Annotated in this window: 22 protein-coding genes; 9 read left to right on the top strand and 13 right to left on the bottom strand. The window is 72.0% G+C overall.

The genetic code is table 11. The features are described from left to right. Positions 1–75 precede the first annotated feature (75 nt). From G4G93_RS11140 to G4G93_RS11120, 5 genes are read right to left on the bottom strand one after another with little or no spacing between them, the layout of a single operon-like run. On the bottom strand, positions 76–1080 hold the full coding sequence (locus G4G93_RS11140; RefSeq protein WP_165084124.1) for a peptide ABC transporter ATP-binding protein: 1005 nt from the start codon (positions 1078–1080) through the stop codon (positions 76–78). Next, positions 1077–2099 carry an ABC transporter ATP-binding protein gene (locus G4G93_RS11135; protein WP_165084122.1) on the bottom strand — a complete coding sequence of 341 codons (1023 nt, stop codon included), beginning with the start codon at positions 2097–2099 and terminating at the stop codon, positions 1077–1079. The genes G4G93_RS11140 and G4G93_RS11135 overlap by 4 nt, the downstream gene beginning before the upstream one ends. Before the next feature lie 8 nt (positions 2100–2107). Further along, positions 2108–3019, bottom strand: coding sequence for an ABC transporter permease subunit (locus G4G93_RS11130; protein WP_165084120.1), 912 nt, complete (start codon positions 3017–3019; stop codon positions 2108–2110). 13 nt (positions 3020–3032) lie between these two features. Further along, positions 3033–4043, bottom strand: a complete 1011-nt coding sequence (locus tag G4G93_RS11125; RefSeq protein WP_165084118.1) for an ABC transporter permease subunit — start codon at positions 4041–4043, stop codon at positions 3033–3035. A gap of 10 nt (positions 4044–4053) precedes the next feature. Then, on the bottom strand, positions 4054–5649 hold the full coding sequence (locus G4G93_RS11120; protein ID WP_165084116.1) for an ABC transporter substrate-binding protein: 1596 nt from the start codon (positions 5647–5649) through the stop codon (positions 4054–4056). Between the two features lie 304 nt (positions 5650–5953). Here G4G93_RS11120 and G4G93_RS36410 point away from each other — a divergent pair, with 304 nt between their 5' ends. Continuing rightward, complete coding sequence (locus G4G93_RS36410) at positions 5954–6076, top strand: hypothetical protein (protein ID WP_281409694.1); 123 nt, start codon at positions 5954–5956, stop codon at positions 6074–6076. A gap of 52 nt (positions 6077–6128) precedes the next feature. Here the strand turns inward: G4G93_RS36410 and G4G93_RS11115 are convergent, their stop codons facing one another. From G4G93_RS11115 to pabB, 3 genes are read right to left on the bottom strand one after another with little or no spacing between them, the layout of a single operon-like run. Beyond that, a complete protein-coding gene (locus G4G93_RS11115; RefSeq protein WP_165084114.1) occupies positions 6129–6974 on the bottom strand; it encodes an aminotransferase class IV in 846 nt (281 codons plus the stop codon). Further along, entirely contained in the window at positions 6961–7572 is a 612-nt protein-coding gene (locus G4G93_RS11110; protein ID WP_165084112.1) for an aminodeoxychorismate/anthranilate synthase component II, read from the bottom strand. The genes G4G93_RS11115 and G4G93_RS11110 overlap by 14 nt, the downstream gene beginning before the upstream one ends. Continuing rightward, positions 7569–8960 (bottom strand): aminodeoxychorismate synthase component I, encoded by a 1392-nt coding sequence (gene pabB, locus G4G93_RS11105; RefSeq protein ID WP_165084110.1) that lies wholly within the window; start codon positions 8958–8960, stop codon positions 7569–7571. Before pabB ends, G4G93_RS11110 begins: the two co-directional genes overlap by 4 nt. A gap of 276 nt (positions 8961–9236) precedes the next feature. Here pabB and rimO point away from each other — a divergent pair, with 276 nt between their 5' ends. After that, positions 9237–10553: a 30S ribosomal protein S12 methylthiotransferase RimO gene (rimO, locus tag G4G93_RS11100; RefSeq protein ID WP_165084108.1), complete on the top strand. Its 1317-nt coding sequence runs from the start codon at positions 9237–9239 to the stop codon at positions 10551–10553. Between the two features lie 101 nt (positions 10554–10654). On the opposite strand, the gene pncA is transcribed toward rimO, so the two are convergent. Beyond that, entirely contained in the window at positions 10655–11311 is a 657-nt protein-coding gene (pncA, locus tag G4G93_RS11095; RefSeq protein WP_165084106.1) for a bifunctional nicotinamidase/pyrazinamidase, read from the bottom strand. Between the two features lie 58 nt (positions 11312–11369). Beyond that, positions 11370–12344 carry a quinone oxidoreductase gene (locus tag G4G93_RS11090; protein WP_165084104.1) on the bottom strand — a complete coding sequence of 325 codons (975 nt, stop codon included), beginning with the start codon at positions 12342–12344 and terminating at the stop codon, positions 11370–11372. Positions 12345–12476: 132 nt separating this feature from the next. Between G4G93_RS11090 and G4G93_RS11085 the strand changes: the two genes are divergently transcribed. After that, positions 12477–13688, top strand: a complete 1212-nt coding sequence (locus G4G93_RS11085) for a UbiH/UbiF family hydroxylase (protein ID WP_312891887.1) — start codon at positions 12477–12479, stop codon at positions 13686–13688. A 103-nt stretch (positions 13689–13791) separates the two neighbouring features. Here G4G93_RS11085 and G4G93_RS11080 read toward each other — a convergent pair whose 3' ends face one another. After that, a complete protein-coding gene (locus G4G93_RS11080; RefSeq protein WP_165084100.1) occupies positions 13792–15015 on the bottom strand; it encodes a patatin-like phospholipase family protein in 1224 nt (407 codons plus the stop codon). 548 nt (positions 15016–15563) lie between these two features. Here G4G93_RS11080 and G4G93_RS11075 point away from each other — a divergent pair. The 3 genes from G4G93_RS11075 (at position 15564) to G4G93_RS11065 (ending at position 18196) form a co-directional block, all read left to right on the top strand. Further along, the gene (locus tag G4G93_RS11075) at positions 15564–16619 is read left to right on the top strand and encodes a CoA ester lyase (RefSeq protein WP_165084098.1); all 1056 of its coding nucleotides are present in this window, start codon (positions 15564–15566) and stop codon (positions 16617–16619) included. Positions 16620–16745: 126 nt separating this feature from the next. Then, positions 16746–17111, top strand: coding sequence for a heat shock protein HspQ (hspQ, locus tag G4G93_RS11070; protein WP_165084291.1), 366 nt, complete (start codon positions 16746–16748; stop codon positions 17109–17111). Between the two features lie 275 nt (positions 17112–17386). Continuing rightward, positions 17387–18196, top strand: a complete 810-nt coding sequence (locus G4G93_RS11065; protein ID WP_165084096.1) for a class I SAM-dependent methyltransferase — start codon at positions 17387–17389, stop codon at positions 18194–18196. A 244-nt stretch (positions 18197–18440) separates the two neighbouring features. Here the strand turns inward: G4G93_RS11065 and G4G93_RS11060 are convergent, their stop codons facing one another. Continuing rightward, a complete protein-coding gene (locus G4G93_RS11060) occupies positions 18441–19193 on the bottom strand; it encodes an invasion associated locus B family protein (RefSeq protein WP_165084094.1) in 753 nt (250 codons plus the stop codon). A gap of 333 nt (positions 19194–19526) precedes the next feature. On the opposite strand from G4G93_RS11060, the gene G4G93_RS11055 reads away from it, so the two are divergent. The 3 genes from G4G93_RS11055 (at position 19527) to G4G93_RS11045 (ending at position 22168) form a co-directional block, all read left to right on the top strand. Next, positions 19527–20846 carry an AMP-binding protein gene (locus G4G93_RS11055; protein ID WP_312891885.1) on the top strand — a complete coding sequence of 440 codons (1320 nt, stop codon included), beginning with the start codon at positions 19527–19529 and terminating at the stop codon, positions 20844–20846. A gap of 198 nt (positions 20847–21044) precedes the next feature. Next, on the top strand, positions 21045–21389 hold the full coding sequence (locus G4G93_RS11050; protein ID WP_165084289.1) for a hypothetical protein: 345 nt from the start codon (positions 21045–21047) through the stop codon (positions 21387–21389). Between the two features lie 104 nt (positions 21390–21493). After that, the gene (locus G4G93_RS11045; RefSeq protein WP_165084090.1) at positions 21494–22168 is read left to right on the top strand and encodes a S9 family peptidase; all 675 of its coding nucleotides are present in this window, start codon (positions 21494–21496) and stop codon (positions 22166–22168) included. 3 nt (positions 22169–22171) lie between these two features. Here G4G93_RS11045 and recG read toward each other — a convergent pair whose 3' ends face one another. Beyond that, complete coding sequence (recG, locus tag G4G93_RS11040) at positions 22172–24286, bottom strand: ATP-dependent DNA helicase RecG (RefSeq protein ID WP_165084088.1); 2115 nt, start codon at positions 24284–24286, stop codon at positions 22172–22174. Between the last annotated feature and the right edge of the window lie 77 nt (positions 24287–24363).

The raw sequence follows: 24363 nt of genomic DNA, 5'->3' as shown, positions 1-24363 counted from the left end.
GGAGGAGGTAGGGCGTGCAGCGGCGCGGCGAAGCCCCCCGAGGTTGAACAGACCGTGAGCGTCGGCCCGCCAAGGTCAGCCCGCGAGCGCCCGCCCCTCGGCCGGCGCCCCCTCCAGAAAGTCCTCGGCGTAGTGGCAGGCCACCGCCCGTCCCGCCAGGGGCCGCAGGCCCGGCCGCTCCTCGCGGCAGCGGGCGGCGGCGTGGGGGCAGCGGGTGGAGAAGACGCAGCCCGCCGGGGGATCGAGCGGCGAGGGCAACTCGCCCCGCAGCACGATCCGCTCGCGGGTCCGCGGGCCGACGCCCGGCGTCGCCGCCATCAGGGCCTGGGTGTAGGGGTGGAGGGGACGGGCGTAGATCGCCTCCTTCGGCCCCTGCTCCATGGCCAGCCCGAGATACATCACCAGCACGTCGTGGGCGATGTGGCGCACCACGCCGAGGTCGTGGGAGATGAACAGGTAGGCGAGGCCGAGTTCCGCCTGCAGGTCGGCCAGCAGGTTCAGCACCTGGGCCTGGATCGACACGTCGAGGGCCGAGACCGGCTCGTCGGCGACCACGAGCTTGGGCGACAGCATCAGCGCCCGGGCGATGGCGATGCGCTGGCGCTGGCCCCCGGAGAACATGTGGGGGTAGCGCGCATCGTGCTCCGGGCGCAGGCCCACCTTGGCCATCATCGCCCGCACCCGCTCGCGGCGTTCCTGTCCCGACAGGCCGGTATTGATGGCGAGCGGCTGTTCCAGGATCGCCCCGATGCGCTTGCGCGGGTTGAGCGAGCCGTAGGGGTTCTGGAACACCAGCTGCACGGTGCGGCGCAGGCGGCGGCGCTCCGCCGCCGGCGTGTCGACGGCGTCGATCCCGTCGAGGGTGAGGTCGCCGTCGGAGGGCGGCTCGATCAGCGTCACCATCCGGGCGAGGGTCGACTTGCCGCAGCCGGATTCGCCCACCACCGCGAGCGTCCGGCCGGGCTCGATCGAGAACGAGATGCCGCCCACCGCCTGGAGCCGGGCCGGCTGGCGGAAGAGCCCGCGGCGGATCTCGTAGGTCTGGCGGAGGTTGTCGGCGACGACGACGGGGGCGCTCAACGGACGGCCTCCGGGATGGTCGATATGGGGTGATCCTCGCGGATGCGGGCGTCGCGGGAGGGATCGCCGAGCGGGTAGTGGCAGCGCACGAAGCCGTCCTGCCAGGGGCGCAAGGCGGGCCGCTGCTCACGCGAATGATCGGTGGCGAAGGCGCAGCGCGGCGCGAACAGGCAGCCGCGCGGCCGGTCGTAGAGCCCCGGCACCACGCCCGGGATGGTGGACAGCCGCCCGCCCTCGCTGCGCTCCGGCAAGGCCGCCAGCAGGGCCGCCGTGTAGGGATGCTGGGGGTGGGCGAAGAGCGCGTCGGCGCGGCTCTCCTCCATCACCTGGCCGGCATACATCACCATCATCCGGTCGGCGGTCTCGGCGACCACGCCCATGTTGTGGGTGATGAGCACGAGCGCCATGCCGCGCTCGCGCTGGAGCGACAGCAGCAGGTCGAGGATCTGGGCCTGGATGGTGACGTCGAGCGCCGTGGTCGGCTCGTCGGCGATGAGGAGTTTCGGGTTGCAGGCGATCGCCATGGCGATCATCACCCGCTGGTTCATGCCGCCGGAGAGCTGGTGCGGATAGGACGAGAGCCGGCTCTCGGCCGCCGGGATGCCGACCTGCTCCAGCAATTCGATCGCCCGCTTCCTCGCCGCCTTGCGGTCGAGGCCGAGATGCTGGCGCAAGCTCTCGACGATCTGGAAGCCGATCGTGAAGCAGGGATTCAGGCTGGTGGTCGGCTCCTGGAAGATCATCGCCACGTCGCGGCCGGTGAGGCGGCGGCGCTCGCGGGCGGGCATCCCCATCAGGTCGCGGCCGGCGAAGGCGAGGCGGTCGGCGGAGACCCGGCCCGGATAGGCGACGAGGCCCATCAGCGCCATCATGGTCACGCTCTTGCCCGAGCCCGACTCGCCGACGACGCCGAGCACCTCCCCCTCCTCCAGAGTCAGGCTGACGCCGTCGACGGCCCGGAGCGTGCCGCCGGCGGAGGGGAACTCGACGGAGAGGTTGTTGATCTCGAGGAGCGGCATCGGGCGCCTCACCGCTTCAGCTTGGGGTCGAGGGCGTCGCGAAGCCCGTCCCCGACGAGGTTGAAGGCGAGCACGGTGATCAGGATGACGAGGCCCGGGAAGGTCACCACCCACCAGGCCCGGAGCACGAACTCGCGGGCGTCCGCCAGCATCGTGCCCCATTCCGGCGCGGGCGGCTGGGCGCCCAGGCCCAGGAAGCCGAGGGCCGCGGCATCGAGGATCGCCGTCGAGACGCCGAGCGAGGCCTGGACGATCAGGGGGGCGGCGCAGTTCGGCAGCACCTCCCCCACCATCAGCCGCAACGGCCCGGCCCCGCCGACGCGGGCGGCCGTGACGTAGTCCTTCGATTTCTCGCCGATCACCGCCGCGCGGGCGATGCGGACGTAATGCGGCAGCACCACCACGGCGACCGCCAGCATCGCGTTCATCAGCCCGGGGCCGAGGATCGCCACGATGACGATGGCCAGCAGCAGCGACGGCAGGGTCAGGATGATGTCCATCACCCGCATGATGACGATGCCGGTGGCGCCGCCGACGAAGCCGGCGATCAGCCCCAGCATCGTGCCGACCAGGATCGACACCGTCACGACGGCGATGCCGATGGAGAGCGACAGCCGGGCGCCGTAGATCAGGCGCGAGAGGATGTCGCGGCCGATCGCGTCGGTGCCGAGCGGATAGGTGAGCGAGCCGCCCTCCTGCCAGAACGGGGGCTTGAGGAAGGCGGCGTCGTTGGTGAGGTTCGGCGGGTGCGGGGCGACGACGTCGGCGAAGACCGCCATCAGCAGCACCGCGACGATCAGCGCGAGGCCGATCACCGCGCCCTTGTTGGCGCGGAAGCTCGTCCAGAACTCGGCGAGCGGGTGCGGCGGGCCGGCGGGGGCCGCCGAGGCGGAGGGGGTGTCCAGGAGTTCAGCACTCATCGGGGTTCGGCGCTCATCGGGCGTGCCGGATGCGGGGGTTCACGAGGCCGTAGGCGAGGTCGACGATGAGGTTCACCGCCATCACCACCGCGCCGATCAGCAGGATGCCGCCCTGGAGGACCGGATAGTCGCGCCGGCCGATCGCCTCGATCAGCCACTTGCCGATGCCGGGCCAGGAGAAGATCGTCTCGGTCAGGATCGCCCCGGTGAACAGCACGCCGACCTGGAGGCCGATCACCGTGACGACCGGGATCAGGGCGTTGCGCAGGGCATGCAGCCCGACGATGCGCCAGGCCGGCAGGCCCTTGGCCCGGGCGGTGCGCATGTAATCCTCGCCGAGCACTTCGAGCATCGCCGAGCGGGTCATGCGGGCGATGACCGCGAGCGGCACCGTGCCGAGCACGATCGCCGGCAGGACCAGGTGGCTGAGGGCCGACCGGAAGGCGCCGGATTCGTCCGACAGCAGCGTGTCGATCAACAGGAAGCCGGTCACCGGCTCGATGAAGTACTGCACGTCGATGCGGCCCGAGACCGGCGTCCAGCCGAGCTGCACCGAGAACAGCAGGATCAGGAGCAGGCCCCACCAGAAGATCGGCATCGAGTAGCCGGTGAGCGACAGCCCCATCACCCCGTGGTCGAAGACCGAGTTGCGGCGCAAAGCCGCCAGGATGCCGGCCGGCAGGCCGACGAGGAGCGCGAACAGGATCGCGCAGACGCCGAGCTCGACCGTCGCCGGAAACAGGCTGGCGAACTCCGAGATCACCGGCTCCTTGGTGCTGATCGAGCGGCCGAGATCGCCGTGCGCCAGCCGCTCGAGATAGATGCCGTATTGCACGAGCAGCGGCTTGTCGAAGCCGTACTCGGTGCGCAACGCCGCGTGCCGCGCGGGATCGATGCCCCGCTCCCCCGCCATCGTCTCGATCGGGTCGCCGGGCACCAGGCGGATCAGGAAGAACGCCACCAGGGTGATCCCCAGGAAGGTCGGGATCACCAGGGACGCGCGGGTCAGGAGGAAGCGGAGCACGCGGGCGCCCTTACTTGAGGCTCACGCCGTAGAAGGTGTGACGGCCGAACGGCGACAGCTTGAAGTCCACCACCTCCTTGCGGACCGGCTTCAGCTGCACCGCGTGCGCGATGGTGAACCAGGGCGCCTGCTCCTTGAACACCACCTGCGCCTGCTCGTAGAGCTTGGTGCGCTCGGCCTTGTCGGTGATGGTCTTGGCCTTGGTGACGAGGTCGTCGTAGGTCTTGTCGCACCACTTGGCGGTGTTGCCGCCGCCCTTCTCCGCCGCGGCGCAGCCGAGCAGGGTGTGGAGGAAGTTGTCGGGATCGCCGTTGTCGCCGGTCCAGCCCAGCATCGCGGTCTGGTGCTCGCCGTCCTGGACGCGCTTGCGGTACTCGCCCCACTCGTAGGACTTGATCTCGGCCTTCACCCCGACCTTGGCGAGGTCGGCCTGCATCAGCTCGGCGATGCGGCGGGCATTGGGGTTGTAGGGGCGCTGCACCGGCATCGCCCACAGGTCGGTGGTCAGGCCGTTGGCGAAGCCGGCCTCGGCCAGGAGCTTCTTGGCTCCTTCCGGATCGTAGGGGTCGTCCTTGATCGCGTCGTTGTAGGACCACATCGTCGGCGGGATCGGGTTCTTGGCGGCGACTCCGGTCGAGAGGTAGACCGCGTCGATGATCGCCTTCTTGTTGATCGCCATGTTCAGCGCCTTGCGCACGCGCACGTCGTCGAACGGCTTCCTCTTGGTGTTGTAGGCCAGATACCCGATGTTGAGGCCGGGCTGCTCCAGCACCTGGACGTTCGGGTCCTTGCGCATCGCGTCGATGTCGGCCGGGTTCGGATACGGCATGACGTGGCACTCGCCCTTCTGGAGCTTGGCCCAGCGCACCGAGGCATCCGGCGTGATCGCGAAGACCAGGTCGTCGAGGGCGGCCTTGCCGGCATAGTATTGCGGGAAGGCGCGGTAGCGGACGATCGCGTCCTTTTGATATTGCAGCAGGTAGAACGGGCCGGTGCCGATCGGCTCCTGGTCGAGCTTGTCCGGCGTGCCGGCCTTCATCATCGCGTCGGCGTATTCCTTCGACTGGATTGCCGCGAAGGGCATGGCCAGATCGGCGAGGAAGGGCGCTTCGGGCTGGGTCAGGGTGAAGCGGATTGTGTAGTCGTCGATCTTGTCGAGCGACGCGAGGAGCTTCGGCAGCCCCATGTCGTTGAAATAGGTGTGGTTGGAGCTGGTCACCCGGAAGAACGGGTTGTTCTCCTTCCATTGCCGCTCGAACGAGAAGATCACGTCGTCGGCATTGAAGTCGCGGGTCGGCTTGAAGACCTTGTTGGAGTGCCACTTCACGCCCTTGCGCAAGTGGAAGGTGTAGGTCTTGCCGTCCGGTGTGATGTCCCACGTCTCGGCGAGGTCCGGCACCACGTTGGTGGTGCCGCGCTCGAAATTGACGATGTTCGAGTAGATCTGGGAGCTGGCGTCGAACGAGGTACCGGTGGTGTTCACCGCCGGATAGAAGTTCTCCGGGCTGCCCTCGGAGCAGTAGACCAGCGTCTTGGCGCCGGCCGGCAGGCTTGCCGCCAGGGCGGTCGCGGCACCGAGAACCACCGCCAGGGACGCGCGCTTCATGCTCTGCTCTCCACTCCGTGCGGGCTCCGGGCCCGGCCGATCGCCCCTTCTGGCGGGTTTCCGCTCGGTGACGCAAGGCCTTGGCGAATTCGACGCACAGCCGCCTAACCCCCGGGGTCCTTGTCGCCCGGGCGATCCTATGTCTGAATTCAGACGGACGAGGCGCCGGAGGCGCCCGGTACGGATGGGCGGAGGGCCAGTGAAACCGGAGACCACGTCAGCGGGGACGGCTCCGACGGCCGCGGAGGTCTGCCGCAGCGTCGCGCGCCGGCTCGGCCGGCTGGATGAGTGCCGGCGGCAGGGATTGCCCACGGAGGCCGAGGAAACGGCCCTGCGCGCCCTGTGGACCGACCTCGGCCTGGCCTATGCGCGCGAGGTGGCCCGGGTGGCGGAGTTGCGCCATCGGATGGCGCCGGAGACGAAGTGAGCGCCGGATCGGGGGCTGCGATCTTGGCTGGACCTTTCGAAGACGGGCGCCGTCAGCCCTCCGCGGTCATCCCGCACGCCTCCGCGATTTCCCGCGACAGGGCCTCACGCAGGGCCCGCAAGGCCGGATGCCCTGCGCTGGGATAGTCCCGCGCCCCGATCCGCCGCACCGGCGCGATCAGCCGCAGGGAGTTGGTGACGAACACCACCTCGGCCCCGGCCAGATCCTCCGGCGTCACCGGCCGCTCGGCCGGCGCGAGGCCGAGGCCGGGGGCCAGGGCGAGCACCTGCCCGCGTACGATCCCGGCGAGCACCCCCTCCTCCAGGGGCGGCGTGACCACCTCGCGCCCGGACACCGCGAACAGGCTGCCGATGCCGGCGCAGGCCACCCGTCCCTGCATGTTGAGGAACAGGGCCTCGTCGTGACCCTCTCGGGCGGCGGCCTCGGCGGCGAGCACGGCGTCGAGGTAGCCGAGCGTCTTGTGGCGCGACGTCGGCGAGGTCTCGTTGCGGCGGATCGCGCTCCAGCCGAGGGACATCTCCGAAAAGGCCGTGCCGGGCCGCAACGGCGCGGCGCCGGCCCACAGGACCGGGCGGGGCGCGGCCGGCGGGCGCAGGCCCCGCGGGCCGGGCCCACGGGTCACGGTGGTGCGGATCGCCGCCCGCTCATAGGCGGCCGCCACGGCCCGCATCGCCGTGCGGGCCTCCGCTTCGTCGAGCGCGAAACCGAGGGCGGCGGCGGCGCGGCTCAAGCGCGCCAGGTGCGCCTCCTCCGCCACCACCCGGCCGCCGAGCGCCATCGCGGTGTCGAACACCCCGTCGCCCAGCAGCAGGCCGCGATCGGCGAGGTCGAAGGGGGCGACCGTGCCCTCCTGCACCCGTCCGTCACGCCACAGCACGATGCGCCCCTCCCTCCTCGTGCCAGCGCCGGGCGAGGTCCAGGAAATTGCCGAACAGGGCGTGGCCGTGCTCGGTCAGCACCGATTCCGGGTGGAACTGCACGCCGTAGGTCGGGTGCCGACGATGGGACAAGGCCATGACTTCGCCCTCCGGCGAGACCGCGTCGACGCTCAAGTGCTGCTCCATGCCCGGCTCCGGCGTCACGATCAGCGAGTGGTAGCGCCCGACCGTGAGCGGCGCCGGCAGGCCGCGAAACAGGCCCTGCCCGCCATGGTCGATCGGCGTCGCGTGGCCGTGGAGCGGCTGCCGGGCCCGCGCGACCCGGCCGCCGAAGGCCGCGCCGATGCATTGGTGCCCGAGGCAGACCCCGAGCAGCGGCACCGTTCCCGACAGCTCGCGGATGGCCGGCAGCGACACCCCGGCCTCCGCCGGGCTGCACGGGCCGGGCGAGATCACCACGGCCTGCGGGCTCGATCCCCGGATGCCGGCGACGTCGAGGGCGTCGTTGCGCACGACCCGGACCGGAGCGCCCAGTTCCTCGAAATAGCGCACCACGTTGAAGACGAAGGAATCGTAATTGTCGATGACGAGGATCATGCGTCCTCCCCGGTCGCGAAGGCGGCAAAGACCCGCTCGGCCTTGGTCAGGGTCTCGCGGTACTCGGCCTGCGGGTCGGAGAGCAGCGTGACCCCGCCCCCGGCCTGGAGCACGGCGCGGCTCTCGTCGATCAGCACGGTGCGGATGGCGATGCTGGTGTCTAAGCTGCCGTCGAACCCGATCCAGCCGATCGCCCCGCAATAGGCCTCGCGGGCATCGCCCTCGATCTCGGTGATGATGTCCATGGCGCGCAGCTTCGGCGCGCCGGTGATCGAGCCGCCCGGGAAGGTCGCGGCGAGCAGATCGATCCCGTCCGCCCCCTCCCGCAGGGTGCCGGTGACCGCCGAGACGAGGTGGTGGACGCCGGCATAGGTCTCGAGCCCGCACAACGTGGGCACCGCGACGCTGTGGGGGGCGCAGATTCGCGACAGGTCGTTGCGCAGGAGATCGACGATCATCACGTTCTCGGCGCGCTCCTTGGCGTTGGCGACCAGCGCCTCGGCCCGGGCCCGGTCCTCGGCCGGGTCGGCGGAGCGCGGCGCCGTCCCCTTGATCGGCCGGGTCTCGACCCGGCGGCCGTCGAGCCGCAGGAAGCGCTCGGGCGAGGACGAGGCGATCGTGAGCCCGTCGATGTCGAGATAGGCCGCGAACGGGGCCGGGTTGCGCGCCCGCAGGCGCCGGTAGAACGCGAAGGCGTCGAAGCCCGGCGGCAGCGCCGCCTCGAAGCGCTGCGAGATGTTGGCCTGGTAGATGTCGCCGGCCCGGATGTAGTCCCGCACCCGCTCGACCGCCCGGGCATAGGTCTCGGGCGTGAAGTTCGAGCGCCAGTCGAGGGGCGGAACCGGTGCGGCCTCGCTCGCCGGCTCGGGCCCGGCCAGGGCGGCCTCCAGGGCGTCGAGGTCGGCGGCCGCCTTCGCCGCGCGGGCGGCCGGGCCGGTCTCGGGGAAGCCGGTGGCGATCAGGTGGCAGGTGCCGGCCCGGTGGTCGAAGGCGACGACCGTGGCGTAGAGGTTGACAGCGATGTCGTCGGTGAGGCCGGCCCGCCGGACAGGCGGCGCCACCCGCTCCAGGCTCGCCCCGAAATCGTACGCCACGTACCCGATCGCCCCGCCCTGGAACGGCGGCAGGTCGGGATCGGGCGCGGTGCGGTACGGCGCCAGCACCGCGCGCAGCGCGTCGAGAGGGGCGCCCGGCACCGGGGCGCCGTTCCAGGACGCCTGGGCCCCGCGCACCCGGAAGGTCCCGAACGGGTCGGCGGCGAGGTAGGAGTGGCGCCCGAGGGTGTCGTGCCGCATCGCGCTGTCGAGGAGCGCGAGGCCGGGCCATCGCCCGCGCAGGCGGGACGCGGCGGCAGCGGGATCGAGGGGGGGGACGAGGCGGCTCCACATCGCGCCGTGATAGCGGAGGCCGGGGCCGCAGCGGAAGCCGGCCGTCGGGCCAAGATGCCGGCCAAAGGACCGGCCAAGATGCCGGCCAAAGGACCGGCCGGGATGCCAGCCGGGACGGCGACGCCGTGCGGGCGGGATCGCCGCCCCGTGACGCCCGCCCTGCCCCATGCTATGGGCCTGCCCCAGCACCCTTCCCTAAATCCTTGATCCCGCTCGCGCCGGCTCGGCCGTGGGCCGGTGTCCCATCCTGCCTCCGCCGTGAAACCTGCCTTCGCCATGAACGCACCTGCTCCGAAAATCTCCTTCGTGTCGCTCGGCTGTCCCAAGGCCCTGGTCGATTCCGAGCGCATCCTCACCCACCTGCGGGCCGAGGGCTACGAGCTGGCCCGCAAGCACGACGGCGCCGACGTGGTGATCGTCAACACCTGCGGCTTCCTCGATTCGGCGAAGGCCGAGTCGCTGCAGGCGATCGGCGACGCGATGGCGGAGAACGGCCGGGTGATCGTCACCGGCTGCATGGGCGCGCAGCCGGACGAGATCCGCGAGAAGTACCCGAACCTGCTCGCGGTCACCGGGCCGCAGGCCTACGAATCGGTGGTGGCGGCGGTCCACGAGGCGGTGCCCCCGGCGCACGACCCGTTCCTCGACCTGGTCCCGCCGCAGGGCGTCAAGCTGACGCCGCGGCACTATGCCTATCTGAAGATCTCCGAGGGCTGCAACAACCGCTGCACCTTCTGCATCATCCCGCAGCTGCGCGGCGACCTCGTCAGCCGCCCGGCGGCGGACGTGCTGCGCGAGGCCGAGAAGCTGGTGAAGGCCGGCGTCAAGGAACTGCTCGTCGTCTCGCAGGATACCAGCGCCTACGGCATCGACACCCGCTACGCCACGAGCCAGTGGCGCGACCGCGAGGTGCGGGCCCGGTTCTACGACCTCGCCAAGGAACTCGGCGAGCTCGGCGCCTGGGTGCGCCTGCACTACGTCTACCCCTACCCGCATGTCGACGAGGTCATCCCGCTGATGGCCGAGGGCAAGGTGCTGCCCTACCTCGACATGCCGCTCCAGCACGCGAGCCCCACCGTGCTCAAGCGCATGCGCCGCCCGGGCAACCAGGAGAAGATGCTGGAGCGCATCCGCTCCTGGCGCACCACCTGCCCGGACCTCGCCATCCGCTCGACCTTCATCGTCGGCTTCCCCGGGGAGACCGAGGAGGAGTTCGAGGAGCTGCTGACCTGGCTCAAGGAAGCCAAGCTCGAGCGCGTCGGCTGCTTCCAGTACGAGCCGGTCCGCGGCGCCCCCGCCAACGCGGTGGCCGAGGCCGTGCCGGACGCGGTCAAGGCCGAGCGCCAGCGCCGCTTCATGGAGACGCAGCAGGCGGTCTCGCTCCGCTTGCAGAAGGCCAAGGTCGGCAAGCGCCTGCCGGTCATCATCGACGCCGCCGGCCCGACGGTCGCCAAGGGCCGCTCGAAGTATGATGCCCCCGAGATCGACGGCAACGTCCACGTCGCCTTCCGCCGCCCGGTCCGGGTCGGGGATATCGTGACGGTGAAGATCGAGTCGGCGGATGCGTACGACCTGCACGGGGTGGCGGTGTAACCGTAGTCGATCGGAACAATCGCTTCCAAATGTTCGGCGGCATCCCGGGGCTGCGAAGCGGAACCCGGGATGACTCGGAGGGCTTCAGTGGGGTCGAGACATCAGAGGGGGTCTCGTCCCCCGATCGCCCCGCTCTCCGCCCGCTCCACCCCCGCCGCCGCCATGTCGCCCCAGGCTCGCTCGAGCGAGCCGTCGAGGTCGATCGCCCGGCAGGCATCCTCGACCACCACCGCCTCGAACCCCGCCTCCCGCGCGTCGATGGCGCTCCAGCCGACGCAGTAATCGGTGGCGAGTCCGCACAGGAAGACCCGGGTGAAGCCGCGCTCGCGCAGGTAGCCGGCGAGCCCCGTCGGGGTGGTGCGGTCGGCCTCGCGGAAGGCCGAGTAGCTGTCGATCCCGGGCCGGTGGCCCTTGCGGATGATCAGCTCGGCGTGCGGCAGCTCCAGCTTCGGCGACACTTCCGCCCCGGGCGTGCCCTGGATGCAGTGCTCCGGCCACAGGACCTGCGGGCCGTAAGGAAGCGTCGTGGTCTCGAACGGCGTCTTGTCCTGATGGCTGGTGGCGAAGGAGGCATGGCCGGCCGGATGCCAGTCCTGGGTCAGGACGACGTGCTTGAATTTCCTCCCCAGCGCGTTGATCGGTGCGATCACCGCGTCGCCGTCCGGCACCGCGAGTGCGCCGCCGGGCAGGAAGTCGGCCTGGACGTCGACGACGAGGAGGCAGTCGGTCTCGGTCGCCTGCAGGGCGTAGGAGGTCATCGCGTCGGGTCTCCGCCCATCCGGGGCGAATCGCCCCGGATGCCTCTGCGTCACGCTATCAGGGATGCATCACCGTCGCACCGGTCGTCTGGCGCCCGGCGAGGTCGGCATGGACCTTCGGCGCGTCGGCGAGCTTCGCCCGCGTATGGACCGGGATCTTCACCGCGCCGCTTTGCACCACCTCGAACAGGTCGGTGGCCATCTCCTCCAGGGTCGCCCGGTCGGCGGTGTGGGTGAACAGGGTCGGCCGGGTGGCGTAGAGCGAGCCCTTCTGGCCGAGGATACTGATGTCGAAGGCCGCGACCGGGCCCGAGGCGCTGCCGAAATTCACGAAGTAGCCGAACGGCCTGAGGCAGTCGAGCGAGGCCGGGAAGGTCGCCTGGCCGACGCCGTCGTAGACGACCTGGCAGCCCTTGCCGCCGGTGATCTCCTTGACCCGGGCGGCGAAATCCTCGTCCCGGTACAGGATGACGTGGTCGCAGCCATGCTCGCGGGCGAGCGCGACCTTGTCCTGCGAGCCGACGGTGCCGATCACCGTGGCGCCGAGGTGCTTGGCCCATTGCGTCGCGATCAGCCCGACGCCGCCGGCGGCGGCGTGGAACAGGATCGTGTCGCCGGGCTGGACCTTGTAGGTCCGGCGCAGCAGGTACTGGGTGGTGAGGCCCTTGAGCATCATCGCGGCGGCGGTGTCGTCGTCGATGCCGTCGGGCACGCGCACGACGGACTTGGCGTCGATCACCACCTCCTCGGCATAGGTGCCGGCGGCCGAGCCGTAGGCGACCCGCTCGCCGGGCTTGAAGCCGGTCACGCCCTCGCCCACGGCCACCACCGTGCCGGCGCCCTCGTTGCCGGGGGTGAAGGGAAGCTGGGGCGCCTTGTACAGGCCGGAGCGGAAGTAGATGTCGATGAAGTTGACGCCGACCGCGCTCTGGCGCACCCGGATCTGGCCCGGCCCGGGATCGCCGACCGCGACCTCCTCGTAGCGCATCACCTCGGGGCCGCCGTATTCGTGAATCCGGATCGCCTTGGGCATCGTCCGCTCCCACCCTGGTCTTGGTTTGCGGCCGGGATCATAGGTGCCGGGGCGGCTGCGGCAATGGCCCGGGATGGCGGACCGGCCCCGTATGACCCAGATCTCCCGCATGCTTGTTCGAGGACCCGTGCCGTGAGCCAGACAGCCGAGCCGAATCCTGGGAGCCCCCTCTACGACGTGGCGGTGGTCGGCGCCGGCGCGGTCGGCCTCGCGGCGGCCCTGGCCCTCGCCCGCGACGGGGTGCGCACCGCCCTCGTCGGCCGCCACGCCCCCATGGCCGACGGCCGCACGGTGGCACTCCTCGACGGCTCGGTGCGACTCTTGCGGGCGCTCGGCGCCTGGGAGGCCCTGGAGCCGCTGGCCGCGCCGCTCGCCGAGATGCACCTGATCGACGACACCGGCAGCCTCTTTCGCCCGCCGCCGGCCCGCTTCGTCGCCCGCGAGATCGGCCTCGACGCCTTCGGCTGGAACATCGAGAGCGCGCGCCTGGTCGAGGCCCTGCGCGCCCGTGCCCGCGAGGTCCCGGACCTGACGCTGGTCGAGCACGATGCCGCCGGCCGCACCCTCGAGGCGGACCGGGCGGTGCTGGCGCTGGAAGGTGGTGGGAGCGTCGCGGCCCGGCTCGTCGTCGCGGCCGATGGCGGCTCCTCGCCCTTGCGCGAGGCGGCGGGGCTGACGGCGCGGCGCTGGACCTACCCGCAGAAGGCGCTGACCACGATCCTGGCCCATACCCGCGACCACCGCGAGGTCTCGACCGAGTTCCATACCCGCGAGGGGCCCTTCACCCTGGTGCCGCTGCCGGGCGGGCGCCGTTCCAGCCTGGTCTGGGTCTCGGCCGAGGCGCGGGCGGAGGCCTTGAGCGCCCTCGACGACACGGCGCTTGCCCGGGCGATCGAGCGGCAGGCGCAGTCGATGCTGGGCCAGATGCGGATCGACGGGCCGCGGGGCCTCGTGCCGATGCGCGGCCTCTCGGTGCCGCGCCCGGTCGGGCCGCGCCTGGCGCTGGTCGGCGAGGCCGCCCACGTCTTCCCGCCGATCGGCGCGCAGGGGCTGAACCTGGGTCTTCGCGACGCCGCGGCGTTGCGCGATGCGGTCGTGGGCGGGCGCGATCCCGGCGGCGACGCGGTGCTGTCGCACTTCGCCCGCGACCGGGGCCTCGACGCCCGCCTGCGCACCACCGCGGTCGATACCCTCAACCGCAGCCTGCTCACCGCCTTCCTGCCGAGCGACCTCGCCCGCGGCGTCGGCCTGCTCGCCCTCACGACCATCGCGCCGCTGCGGCGGCTCGTGATGCGCGAGGGCGTGACGCCGCGGCTGGGGACGCCGACCCTGATGCGGGGGTGACCGGGGGCGGTCTCCCTGTCCCACCCGCGGGCCTCGTCCCGAGGCTCGCACCACCGGCATCTCGGGACGAGGCCGCGGGTGGGAGGGCGGAGGTCCGGCGATGCTACGGCGCGTTGCTGGCGCTCCGCCGCGTCGAGCTGGTGACCATGGTGTCGGGCGACCAGTCGAAGGCGGTGCCGTCGCGCCCCAGCTTCTCGCCATGGGCGAAGAGGGCCCGCATGTAGCCCTGCTCGAACGGCGCCTGCGAGGTCTGGCCGAAGCGCTGGTCGATGGTGGCGACGTGGAGGGGGAGGCCGGTGCGGGCCGCGAAGGCCCTGGTCACCGCGAGGGCGCCGGCGGTCTGGGCCTTGATCATCGCCGAGAGCGAGCGGCCGAGGATGCTCAGCATCGAGCGCTGGGCGACCTGGAAGTCCGGCGCCTGCGAGGTGTTCACCACGACGTAGACCGCCGGTGCCGGCAGCCGGTCGGCCTCCGGGCTCGCGCCCTCCACCTGCTCCAGCAGGCTCCGGCCGGGGGCGACGAAGAACGGCCCGGTGGCGCCGCCATCGGCATGCATCTCCTGGAAGTGCCTGCCCCCCGGGCCGACGGCGTCGATCATCACCGGCGGGAAGATGCCGGGAATCGCCGCCGAGGCCAGCATCACCTCGCGGAACAGCTTGAGCCCGGCGGGGCCGCCGGCCGCCGCGATGGCGCCCATGTCCCACAGGGTCGGGCGCAGGGAATCGAGTTCGGTGGTGACGACGAGGAGGCGCCGGCCCTTGCGGTGCTCCGCCGCCACCGCCTCGAGCAAGGCCGGCGTGACGCTGCGCTCGATGCCGCGCTTGAGCGGCCAGGTGTCGGTCAGGCTCTCCTGGCCGCCGCCGAACTCGAACACGTCCGCCGCCGAGGTCTCGGTATAGGCCTTCTCCAGCGCCGCGTCCTGCGAGGCGCCGACGAAGGCGAAGGGGGCGATCAGCGCGCCGGTCGAGACGCCGGTGACGACCCCGAAATCCGGCCGGGTGCCCGCCCGGGTCCAGCCCTTCAGGAGGCCGGCCGCGAAGGCGCCGTTCTCGCCGCCGCCGGACAAGGCGAGCCAGGGCGCGCGCGAGGCCATCGTGGCACCGTCGAGGAAGGCCCGGAACGCCGCCGGGTCGTCGCCCGCCAGCCGGACGGTCGCGGGCAGGCCCTCCGGCCGCGCAACGGCCAGATCCGCCGCCGTGAAGCTCGCCCGCACGGTCGAGCGCTGCCGGTCCGCCACCGTGCCGGCCTGGGCCGGCACCGTCGCGCCGAGGGCGAGCGCCATCATGGCGGCGCCGGCCAGCCCGCGCCGATTCCACTCTCGGGACATCGTGATTGTCCTCCGCCGCCCGCCTCGCCCGGTGAACGTCGGGTTCGCGGCCGCGTTCCATCCCGCAGGTGCGAAATGGCACAGGTCCACAGGAGTTAACCGGTTACCCGCCAGGTCACGGCGCGGCGATCCGCGGCCGGCGGTCAATCCGGCCTCCGCACCGTCCGGGATCTGCTGTCCCGGCCCGGCCATCGGGATGATGACGCTGAAATCAAGCGCCGCAAGTCGACCATGCGGTGACTTCGGAGGGAAGCGTCAAGACAAGTCGTGGCAGGTTTCGTGTACCTCCCGGCCGGGCCGGCGGCCGGGGATACCTCGAAAGCGGGAGGCCGCGACGCCCCCCGGGGCCTGTGCTCCGGGAGCGATGCCGCAGCCCCGCCCTGCGCGGGCGATCGATGCAGGGATCGACGACCGGGCGCGGGAGCACGACCATCTGCCGAGACGCCGCCCCTTTACGGCCGCGCCGCCCCTGCTCTACCCCTCCGTCACGGCCGGGCCCTTTCGCGATTGCGGAAGGCCGGCCGCGCCGGAAGGTTGGAGAATCGCCCATGAAACTGCCGCGCCGCTTCTTCCAGCCCCTGGCCACCGGGGCGCCGGCCCCGTTCCGCGACCTGCCGGTGCGGCTCGAGCGGATGATCCACTTCGTGCCGCCGCACAACGACAAGGTCCGGGCCCGGGTGCCGGAACTGGCGGCCCAGGTCGACGTGGTGCTCGGCAACCTCGAGGACGCGGTTCCCGCCGACCAGAAGCTGAACGCCCGCAAGGGCTTCATCGCCATGGCGCGGGACACCGACTTTTCCGCCCACGGCACCGGCCTGTGGACCCGCGTCAACGCCCTCAACAGCCCCTGGCTGCTCGACGACCTGATCGAGATCGTCGCCGAGGTCGGGGACAAGCTCGACGTCGTGATGGTGCCGAAGGTCGAGGGGCCGTGGGACATCCACTACGTCGACCAGCTGCTGGCCCAGCTCGAGGCCCGGGCCGGCGTGAAGAAGCCGATCCTGGTCCACGCCATCCTGGAGACCGCCGAGGGCGTGGCCAACGTCGATGCCATCGCCTGCGCCTCGCCGCGCATGCACGGGATGAGCCTCGGCCCCGCCGACCTCGCGGCGTCCCGCGGCATGAAGACCACCCGGGTCGGCGGCGGCCACCCGGATTACAAGGTCATCGCCGATCCGACGCCCGGCTCCTCGGAGCGGGTGAGCGTGCAGCAGGACCTCTGGCACTACACCATCGCCCGGATGGTCGATGCCTGCCAGGCCAACGGCATCAAGGCGTTCTACGGCCCGTTCGGCGATTTTTCCGATGCCGCCGCCTGCGAGGTGCAGTTCCGCAACGCCTTCCTGATGGGCTGCGCCGGGGCCTGGACCCTGCATCCGAGCCAGGTCGCCGTCGCCAAGAGCGTGTTCGCGCCCGATCCGGGCGAGGTCGCCTTCGCCAGGCGCATCCTCGAGGCGATGCCCGACGGCACCGGCGCGGTGATGCTCGACGGCAAGATGCAGGACGACGCCACCTGGAAGCAGGCCAGCGTGATCGTGAACCTCGCCCGGCTGGTGGCGGCCAAGGATCCCGACCTCGCCCGGGCCTACGGCCTGGAGGGATAGGCGTCCTCCCGGTATCGTGAGACCCCGGGGGCGGGACATGCGTGGCGCGAAGGCCTCGCGCCGGTGCAAACCCGCCCTCGTCATCCTATGTTGACGCCCATGCCCCTCGGACAGACCTTCTCCGCCATGCCCGCCCCGCAGCCCGATGCCGCGCCGTCCGGCGCGGTCATCCGCCTCGCCAAGTTCAACATCGGCGACGTGGTGCGCCACCGGATCTACCCGTTCCGCGGCATCATCTTCGACGTCGACCCGGTCTTCGCCAACACCGAGGAATGGTGGCAGGCGATCCCCGAGGAGGTGCGGCCGTCCAAGGACCAGCCGTTCTACCACCTGCTCGCCGAGAACCAGGAGACCGAGTACGTCGCCTACGTGTCGGAGCAGAACCTGGTGCCCGACCGCTCCGGCGAGGCGCTGCGCCACGCCCGCATCGCCGAGATGTTCGAGCGCGACGCGGACGGGGGATACCGCATGCGGAGCGACGCGACGAATTGAGGCGGCGCGCCCGATCTCGAACGACCCTGCGACGAGGGCCGGATGGCGACATCCGGCCCTCGTCGCGTCCGGCATGTCCCTGCGCCCGGCCGCTTTGCAACCTTTGTGAACGAGGACCTGTCGCTTTGTCATAGAATGCGACCGGTCTTGCAGCCGCCATCGACCGCGCAGGATCCGGGCAAGCATCCGACTGCAAGCATCCGATTGTCAGTCCGTCATCGCGGCGACCTGTCGATCGTCGGGGTGATGCTTCCCTGTGCGAACGGGAGGTGGTCATGAGCGACGGGATCCAGCCTCACAACGTCGGGCCGGCCGGCATCTGGAACTCCGGGGGTGGCCGCTACGACGCGATCAGCCGCGGCATCGCCGACAGCATCGCGCATTGCGTGCTGCGGCTGGATCCGCGGCCGGGCGAGCGGATCCTCGACCTCGCCACCGGGACCGGCTGGACCTCGCGCCTGGTCGCGCGCAGCGGGGCGGAGGTCGTGGGCGTCGATCTCGGCGCCGACCTGATCGCCTTCGCGGCCGGGCGGGCCCGGGCCGAAGGGCTCTCCATCGCCTACCGGGTCGGCGATGCCGAGAGCCTGCCCTTCGCGGACGGCGTCTTCGACGCGGTGATCTCGACCTGCGGCGTGATGTTCGCCAGCCGTCCGGATGCGGCGGCGGCGGAGCTGGCGCGGGTCTGCCGCCGGGGCGGGCGCATCGCGCTGACCACATGGACGCCCGACGGCACGGTGTTCGAGATGTTCAAGGTGATGAAGGCCTACATGCCGCCCCCGCCCGCACCGGCCCCGCCCTCGCCCTTCGAGTGGGGCCGACCCGAACGGATCGCGGAGCTGCTGGGCCGGGACTTCGAGCTCGCCTTCGAGCCGGGCGTCTCGTTCTACCGCGAGCCGAGCGCCGAGGCGGCCTGGGAGACCTTCTCCACCGGCTACGGGCCGACCAAGACCCTGGCGGACAGGCTCGACGAGGAGCGCCGCGCCGCCCTGCGCCGCGACTTCATCGCCTTCCACGCGCGCTTCCCGACGCCGCTCGGCATCTGCGTGCCCCGCGACTACTGGGTCACGCGCGGCGTGCGGCTCTGAAGCGTTTTTCCGACGAAGCGGATGCCGGTTCGCCGCAGGCAACGCGGCGCCATCGAGGACCGAGAGCGGCGCGCGACGGCAGCGCGATCGGGCGCGGCTCTCGGGCGTCGCGAAAGACGCCCCGGCATCGACGGGCGATGCCGGGGCTTCGGGATCCCGGTCCGTCGCGTCCCCGAACCGAGGGCGCGACCGTGCCGGCAATCCCGACCGAACCTTGCTTGGCCGAACTTTACTTGGCCGAGTTTTACTTGGCCGGAGCCGCCGGGGCCGCGGCGGCGCCCTTCTGCTCGAGCTGCTTGCGCATCTCCTCCGAGCGCTTCTCGAGCTCGGCCTGGAGCTTCTTCTGCTGCTCCTCGAGCACCTTCGGGTCGATCGGGGCGCCATCGAAGGCCTTGCCGAAGCCGGCCAGCGGCACCGCGAAGGTGACCTCGCGCTGCATCTGGTTCTGCACGCTGACGTTCAGGGTCGTGCCCTTCTTCATCGCGGCGACGACGTCGTCCTTCAGGCCGGGGGCCTCGGCGAAGCAGCCGTTCGGGAAGCAGACGGCGTAGCGGCCGGGGGTCGGCTGGCCGTTGTCGACCGTGAAGCGGATGCCGGGCTGCAGCAGCAGGCCGAGGGGCATCAGGAAGCGCACGACCTTGGTGCCCTGCGGGCCCTTCATGTCGTAGACCGCCACGGCCAGCACCGCCTGGCCCTGGTCGGAGACGAAGTCGCGGGTGGTGTAGCAGACCTCGTTGCCGCTGCCCTGGTCCTTGCCGCAGACCTTGGTCCAGTCGGCCTGCGACGGCTCGGCCTTCACCTGGACGACCATCGGGCCGGTCTGCTGCTGCTGGCCCTGCGCGGCGGGGGCCGCCTGCTGGGCCGGCGCCGGTGCGGGGGCGGCGGGCTTCTTGGGCTGGGCGAGCGCCGGGGCGGCCGCGAGACCGAGCCCGAGGCCGGCCAGGGCGAAGGCGATGGCGGCCTGGTTCGGGCGCGCGGGACGATTCGCGAAGAACATCAGGAGTGGACCCCTCAAACGGCAAAAACGTCGGTGGCCGGTGGCGCAGGAACCCGCGGGGGGGCGCCGACAGCTGGCGGAACGCGGCCGAAGGGCTCCGCCCGGCCTCCGGGGCGCCTGCTTTCCCCCGGATTGAGGCGAAGGCAAGGCCTTGGGCAAGGCCTCGCCGCCGCCGACCGAGGGCCCCTTAGCCGATCCCCACGCCGACCGCGAGGGGGCCGCGGAGTTAAAACGCCCTTAACCATGCGGAGGCAGGATGCCCGGTGGGGTCAGGGCGACGGGGTAACGGCGGTGGCGGCTCAGGCGACGATGAGACGAGACGACGCGTCGCCCGTGCCGCGCGATCCGGCGCCGGCCCCCCCGGCGCAGCCCGGCGCCGGGATCCCGCCGGCCGCCGCCGGGGCCGCGATGGGGCTCGGCGCGCTGCTCGCCGCCGTCGCCGACCGCCATCCCGCCCGCATCGCCCTCATCGACCAGGCGAGCAAGCCGGCCTGGTGCGGCCGGCCCGCCATCGCCTGGACCTTCGCCGCCGCCCGCGAGATCGTCGCCCGCCTGGCCGAGGGCCTGCAACAGCTGCGGCTGCCGCCGAAGAGCCCCGTCGGCCTGTGCATGGCCGGCATGGCCGAGGCGCATCTCGCCTTCCTGGCGATCGAGCAGGCCGGCCACGTCCCCTGCCTGCTGCCGGTCACCTGGGACGAGGACAGGTTGCTCCAGGCGGTCGAGGCGGCGCAGATCCTCGCGGTCCTGACCCAGGGCGTGCTCGGCGCCGAGCGGCCGGCCGAGACCCTGTGCCGGGTCGCGATGCGCTACTTCCCCCTGCGCTTCATCGCCGCCTTCGGGCCGCACGTGCCCGACGGGGTGCTGAGCCTCGACCAGGTCGTGCTCGACCACCGGGGCGATGCTGCCGCCCTCGGCACCGGCCCGGCTGCCGGCCTCGTGACCTTCGCGCTGCCCGGGGGTGGACCGGCCCGGCCCGCCGGTCCCCCGCCCGAGCCGGAGGGCGCCCCCCTGCCGATGCGGCGCGAGGCCGAGGCGCTGACGGCGGCCGCCGCCGCCTGCCTGGTGCCGCTGCGGGTCGAGGCCGGCGACCGGATCCTCAGCCTCCTGCCGCCGAGCGACCTCAAGGGCCTCGCCACCGGGCTCACCGCCGCCCTGCTCGCTGGGGCCACCCTGGAATGCCACCCGGTCTTCGACGTCGCCGCCCTCTCGGCCTCCCTCGACCAGACCGTCCCGACCCATCTGATCGCCCCGGCCTGGATGGAGGCGGGCTTCGCCCGCACCACCGTGCCGGGCCGCCTGCGCACCCTCGCCTACGTTCACCGCGCGCCCTGCCGCCTCAGCGGCCGTCTGCCCGGGCGCGTCGGCGTGGTGGACATCGTGGCCTTCGACGAGACCGCCCTGCTCTGCGGTCGGCGCGACGCGCAGGATGTCGGCCTCGTCCTCGCCGCGCCGGAGCGGGCCACCGCCGAGCGGACCGGGCTGATCCAGCCGCGCCGCGATCCCGACGGACGCCTGAGCTTCCGCGGGCCGGCCTGCGACGCCCGCATGTTGCGCCGCGGCATCACCGCGGACGAAAATCCCCAGGGATGGATGCCGTCGCGCTTCCGGGCATCGCTCTTCGCCGGCGTCGCCACCGCCATCACGGAGATCTGACACCTCGCCGGCAAATTTTTCGTCTCGTCCGCATGTTTAAAAACTGTTGATTTTCCAGTTATTTGCCGACGATCGCGCGGCTCCCGACCCGGCTGCCCGGCCGGCTCCGGCCCTGCGGCGGCGGTGAACCTTTGTCGGCTCACGGCGTTACTGCCCCGGTGCCTTCACGAGAGGCGCGCGATCGGCTAACGCTTGAGCATGGGTGCGCTGCAAAAAGTTCTCGTCGTCGACGATGGCCACCGCGCCGTCGACCGGGCCCTCTCCGCCGAGCTGGCCGAGCTGGGCTATGCCAGCGTCACGGCCTCCCTCGAGGCGGCGGACGACGTGCTGGCGATGATGCCGCGCCCGGCGGCAGTGCTGCTGCACGTCCCGCCCCGCGACACCGGCGGCGCCTTCCGGCTCCTCTCCGAGCGCCTGCGCGAGCAGATGCGCGGGGCCGGCATCCCGGTGATCGAGGTCGACGCCGTGGGACAGCAATCCGGTGCGCCGGTCGACCTGCAGAGCCGCATCGGCACCCGGGTGCTGAACGAGCCGGAATTCTGACGGGCCTGCGCTGCCGTTGCACGACCCGCCTCGTAAGGTTCTGACCTTGGGGTCAGGTGGGTCGGGGCTTTCCATACCTGGAGCGGGTCGCCGCGCTCGTTGCGTTGAGCGCCGCCATATCCGGCTGCATGCCGGCCTTCCGCACCTACGCCTCCTACACCGTGGGATCCTTCAGCCGATCTCCGACGGCGGCGCGCGTCGTCGTCCCGGGCCTCGCCGGGGACGCGGCCGTCTTCGCCCGCTGGGTCGTCGCCCGCGACGCGGCCGCGTCCCGCCGGGCTGTGATCGGTGTGTCGGAGGGCGGTGCCAGCGCCCCATCGGTCGCCGCGCAGGTGCCGGGGCTGACCCACCTCGTCGTCGGCGGTGCGGGCGCGATCCCTGGACGGGATAGCCTGCCGCTGATCACCGAGGCTCGAGGTTGGGACGGCTACGAGGTCGACATCGCCCGCATCCTGGACGCGCCCGACGATGCGGCGCAGCTCTGGCGCGGCCACGCCTTTCGCTACTGGGCGTCCTGGCTGCGCAGCGACGCGGGTCCGGCCCTCGCCTCGCTCACGATGCCGATCCTGATGGCGCACGGCACCGCCGATGGCAGCATGCCGGTGGCCGCCGCCACGCGGGGGCGCGACCTGCTCCTCGCGCGCAATCCGCGGGCGGATCTCACCCTCGACCTGATCGAGGGCGCAGACCACGCATTGCGGACGCCCGACGCCGCCGGGCGCGGACGGTTCCTGCCCCGGCTGGACGGCTGGCCGCGCGGCCGATCCGATCCGGCTTGAGCTTTACCCCGCCTGCAGCAGCTTCACCGCCGCATCCCGCTCGAACAGGTAGAGCAGCGCCCGCAACGCCTGCCCCCGCTCCGACTTGAGCCCCGGATCGCGCTCGACGATCAGCCGGGCGTCGTCCCGCGCCGCCACGATCAGGTCGCCGTCGGCCTCCGGCCGGGCGAGGCGGAAGGCCGCGAGCCCCGATTGGCGGGTCCCCAGCACCTCGCCCTCGCCGCGCAGCCGCAGGTCTTCCTCGGCGATGCGGAAGCCGTCCTCGGTCTCGCGCATCATCTCGAGCCGGGCGCGGGAGACCTGGCCGAGCGGCCCCTTGAACAGCAGGAGGCAGGTCGAGGCGCCCGTGCCGCGCCCGACCCGCCCGCGTAGCTGGTGCAACTGCGCCAGGCCGAAGCGCTCGGCATGCTCGATCACCATCACGGTGGCCTGGGGCACGTCCACGCCGACTTCGACCACCGTGGTCGAGACCAGGATCTTGGTCGTGCCTTCGGCGAAGCGCTCCATCGCCTCGTCCTTGTCCTTGCCCGGCATCTTGCCGTGGACGAGACCGACCGCGTCGCCGAAGCGCTCGCGCAGGGCCGAAAAGCGCTCCTCGGCGGCGGCGAGGTCGACGTACTCGGATTCGGCGACGAGCGGGCAGATCCAGTAGACCCGGTCGCCCTTGGCGAGCGCCCGCTCCAGGCCGAGGGTCACCTCCTCGATCCGGTCGGTCGAGACCAGCACCGTCTTGATCGGCTGGCGCCCGGCCGGCTTCTCGTCGAGGACCGAGACCTCCATGTCGCCGAAATAGGTCAGCGCCAGGGTGCGGGGGATCGGCGTCGCCGTCATCACCAGGATGTCGACCGCCTCTCCTTTGCCCCCCAGCGCCAGGCGCTGGTGCACGCCGAAGCGGTGCTGCTCGTCCACCACCGCGAGGCCGAGATCGTGGAACGCCACGTCGTCCTGGAACAGGGCATGGGTGCCGACCACGACGTGGATCGACCCGTCGGCGAGGCCGGCCAGCGTCGCCCGCCGCTCCGCCACCCGGTCGCGGCCGGTGAGCAGCGCGAGCCGCAGGCCCGCCTCCTCCACCATCGGCCGCAGGCGCTCGGCATGCTGGCGGGCGAGGATCTCGGTCGGCGCCATCATCGCCGCCTGGCGCCCCGCCTCGATCGCCGAGGCCATGGCGAGCAAGGCCACCGCGGTCTTGCCCGAGCCGACATCGCCCTGGAGCAGGCGCAGCATCCGCCGGTCCGAGCCCATGTCGCCGCGGATCTCGGCGAGCGCCCGGGTCTGCGCGCCGGTGAGCCCGAACGGCAGGGCCGCCTCGATCCGCCGCGACAGGGCGCCGTCGCCGACATTGGTGCGGCCGGGCGGGCGGTGCATCCGGCTGCGCACCAGCGCGAGCGCCAGCTGCGAGGCGAGCAGCTCGTCGTAGGCGAGGCGCCGGCGGGCCGGGGTCTTCAGGTCCTCCTCGGTCTCGGCGGCCTCCGCCGGGCGGTGCTCGGTGCGGAGCGCATCGGCGAAGGCCGGCCAGCCCTGGCGGTCGAGGAAGGTGCGGTCCTGCCATTCGGGCAGGGTCGGCAGCCGGTCGAGGGCGGCCACCGCCAGCTTGCCGATCGCCCGCGAGGTGAGCCCCTCGGTGGCGCCGTAGATCGGCTCCACCGCCGGCAGGTCGGCCAGCCCCTTCTCGTCGAGGATGCGCGAGGGATGCACCATCTGGCGGAAGCCGTCCCACAGCTCGATCCGGCCGGAGACGTAGCGGTGGCTGCCAAGCGGCAGCATCTTCTCGATGCGGGCCCGCGGCAGGTTGAAGAACACCAGGGTGATGTCGCCGGTCTGGTCCTCGACCAGCACCCGGAACGGTTTTCGGCCGCCCGTCGCCTGCGGCGGGCGGTGGGCCACCACCGTGACCCCGAGCGTCACCGGCTCGCCGGGCGGCGCCTCGGCGATCGAGCCGCGCAGCTGCCGGGCGATGCCGCGCTGCGGCAGGTGAAACAGCAGGTCCACCACCCGGGCCGGGCGCTCCGGCGTGCCGACGAGCTTGTCGATCAGCACGGCGACCTTGGGACCGGCCCCCGGCAGCACGGTCGCGGGGGCGAACAGGGGATCGAGCAGGGAGGGACGCAGCGACATCGGGACGGGAGTGGAGGGGGGAGTCGGGGGCTCTATACAGGAGAGTGGTGGGTTTGGATGTCGCGGCGGTGGGACGC

Source organism: Methylobacterium sp. DB0501, from assembly GCF_011043735.1.
GTDB lineage: Bacteria > Pseudomonadota > Alphaproteobacteria > Rhizobiales > Beijerinckiaceae > Methylobacterium > Methylobacterium alsaeris.
This window is presented reverse-complemented; position numbering and strand designations above follow the sequence as displayed.

Excerpts from the sequence above, each read along its gene's own strand:
- G4G93_RS11120 (WP_165084116.1), bottom strand. The coding sequence starts at position 5,649 with ATGAAGCGCGCGTCCCTGGCGGTGGTTCTCGGTGCCGCGACCGCCCTG.
- G4G93_RS11075 (WP_165084098.1), top strand. The coding sequence starts at position 15,564 with ATGAAACTGCCGCGCCGCTTCTTCCAGCCCCTGGCCACCGGGGCGCCG.
- G4G93_RS11080 (WP_165084100.1), bottom strand. The coding sequence starts at position 15,015 with ATGTCCCGAGAGTGGAATCGGCGCGGGCTGGCCGGCGCCGCCATGATG.
- G4G93_RS11060 (WP_165084094.1), bottom strand. The coding sequence starts at position 19,193 with ATGTTCTTCGCGAATCGTCCCGCGCGCCCGAACCAGGCCGCCATCGCC.
- rimO (WP_165084108.1), top strand. The coding sequence starts at position 9,237 with ATGAACGCACCTGCTCCGAAAATCTCCTTCGTGTCGCTCGGCTGTCCC.
- G4G93_RS11065 (WP_165084096.1), top strand. The coding sequence starts at position 17,387 with ATGAGCGACGGGATCCAGCCTCACAACGTCGGGCCGGCCGGCATCTGG.
- G4G93_RS11110 (WP_165084112.1), bottom strand. The coding sequence starts at position 7,572 with ATGATCCTCGTCATCGACAATTACGATTCCTTCGTCTTCAACGTGGTG.
- G4G93_RS11050 (WP_165084289.1), top strand. The coding sequence starts at position 21,045 with ATGGGTGCGCTGCAAAAAGTTCTCGTCGTCGACGATGGCCACCGCGCC.
- pabB (WP_165084110.1), bottom strand. The coding sequence starts at position 8,960 with ATGTGGAGCCGCCTCGTCCCCCCCCTCGATCCCGCTGCCGCCGCGTCC.
- G4G93_RS11135 (WP_165084122.1), bottom strand. The coding sequence starts at position 2,099 with ATGCCGCTCCTCGAGATCAACAACCTCTCCGTCGAGTTCCCCTCCGCC.
- G4G93_RS11130 (WP_165084120.1), bottom strand. The coding sequence starts at position 3,019 with ATGAGTGCTGAACTCCTGGACACCCCCTCCGCCTCGGCGGCCCCCGCC.
- hspQ (WP_165084291.1), top strand. The coding sequence starts at position 16,746 with ATGCCCGCCCCGCAGCCCGATGCCGCGCCGTCCGGCGCGGTCATCCGC.
- recG (WP_165084088.1), bottom strand. The coding sequence starts at position 24,286 with ATGTCGCTGCGTCCCTCCCTGCTCGATCCCCTGTTCGCCCCCGCGACC.
- G4G93_RS11090 (WP_165084104.1), bottom strand. The coding sequence starts at position 12,344 with ATGCCCAAGGCGATCCGGATTCACGAATACGGCGGCCCCGAGGTGATG.
- pncA (WP_165084106.1), bottom strand. The coding sequence starts at position 11,311 with ATGACCTCCTACGCCCTGCAGGCGACCGAGACCGACTGCCTCCTCGTC.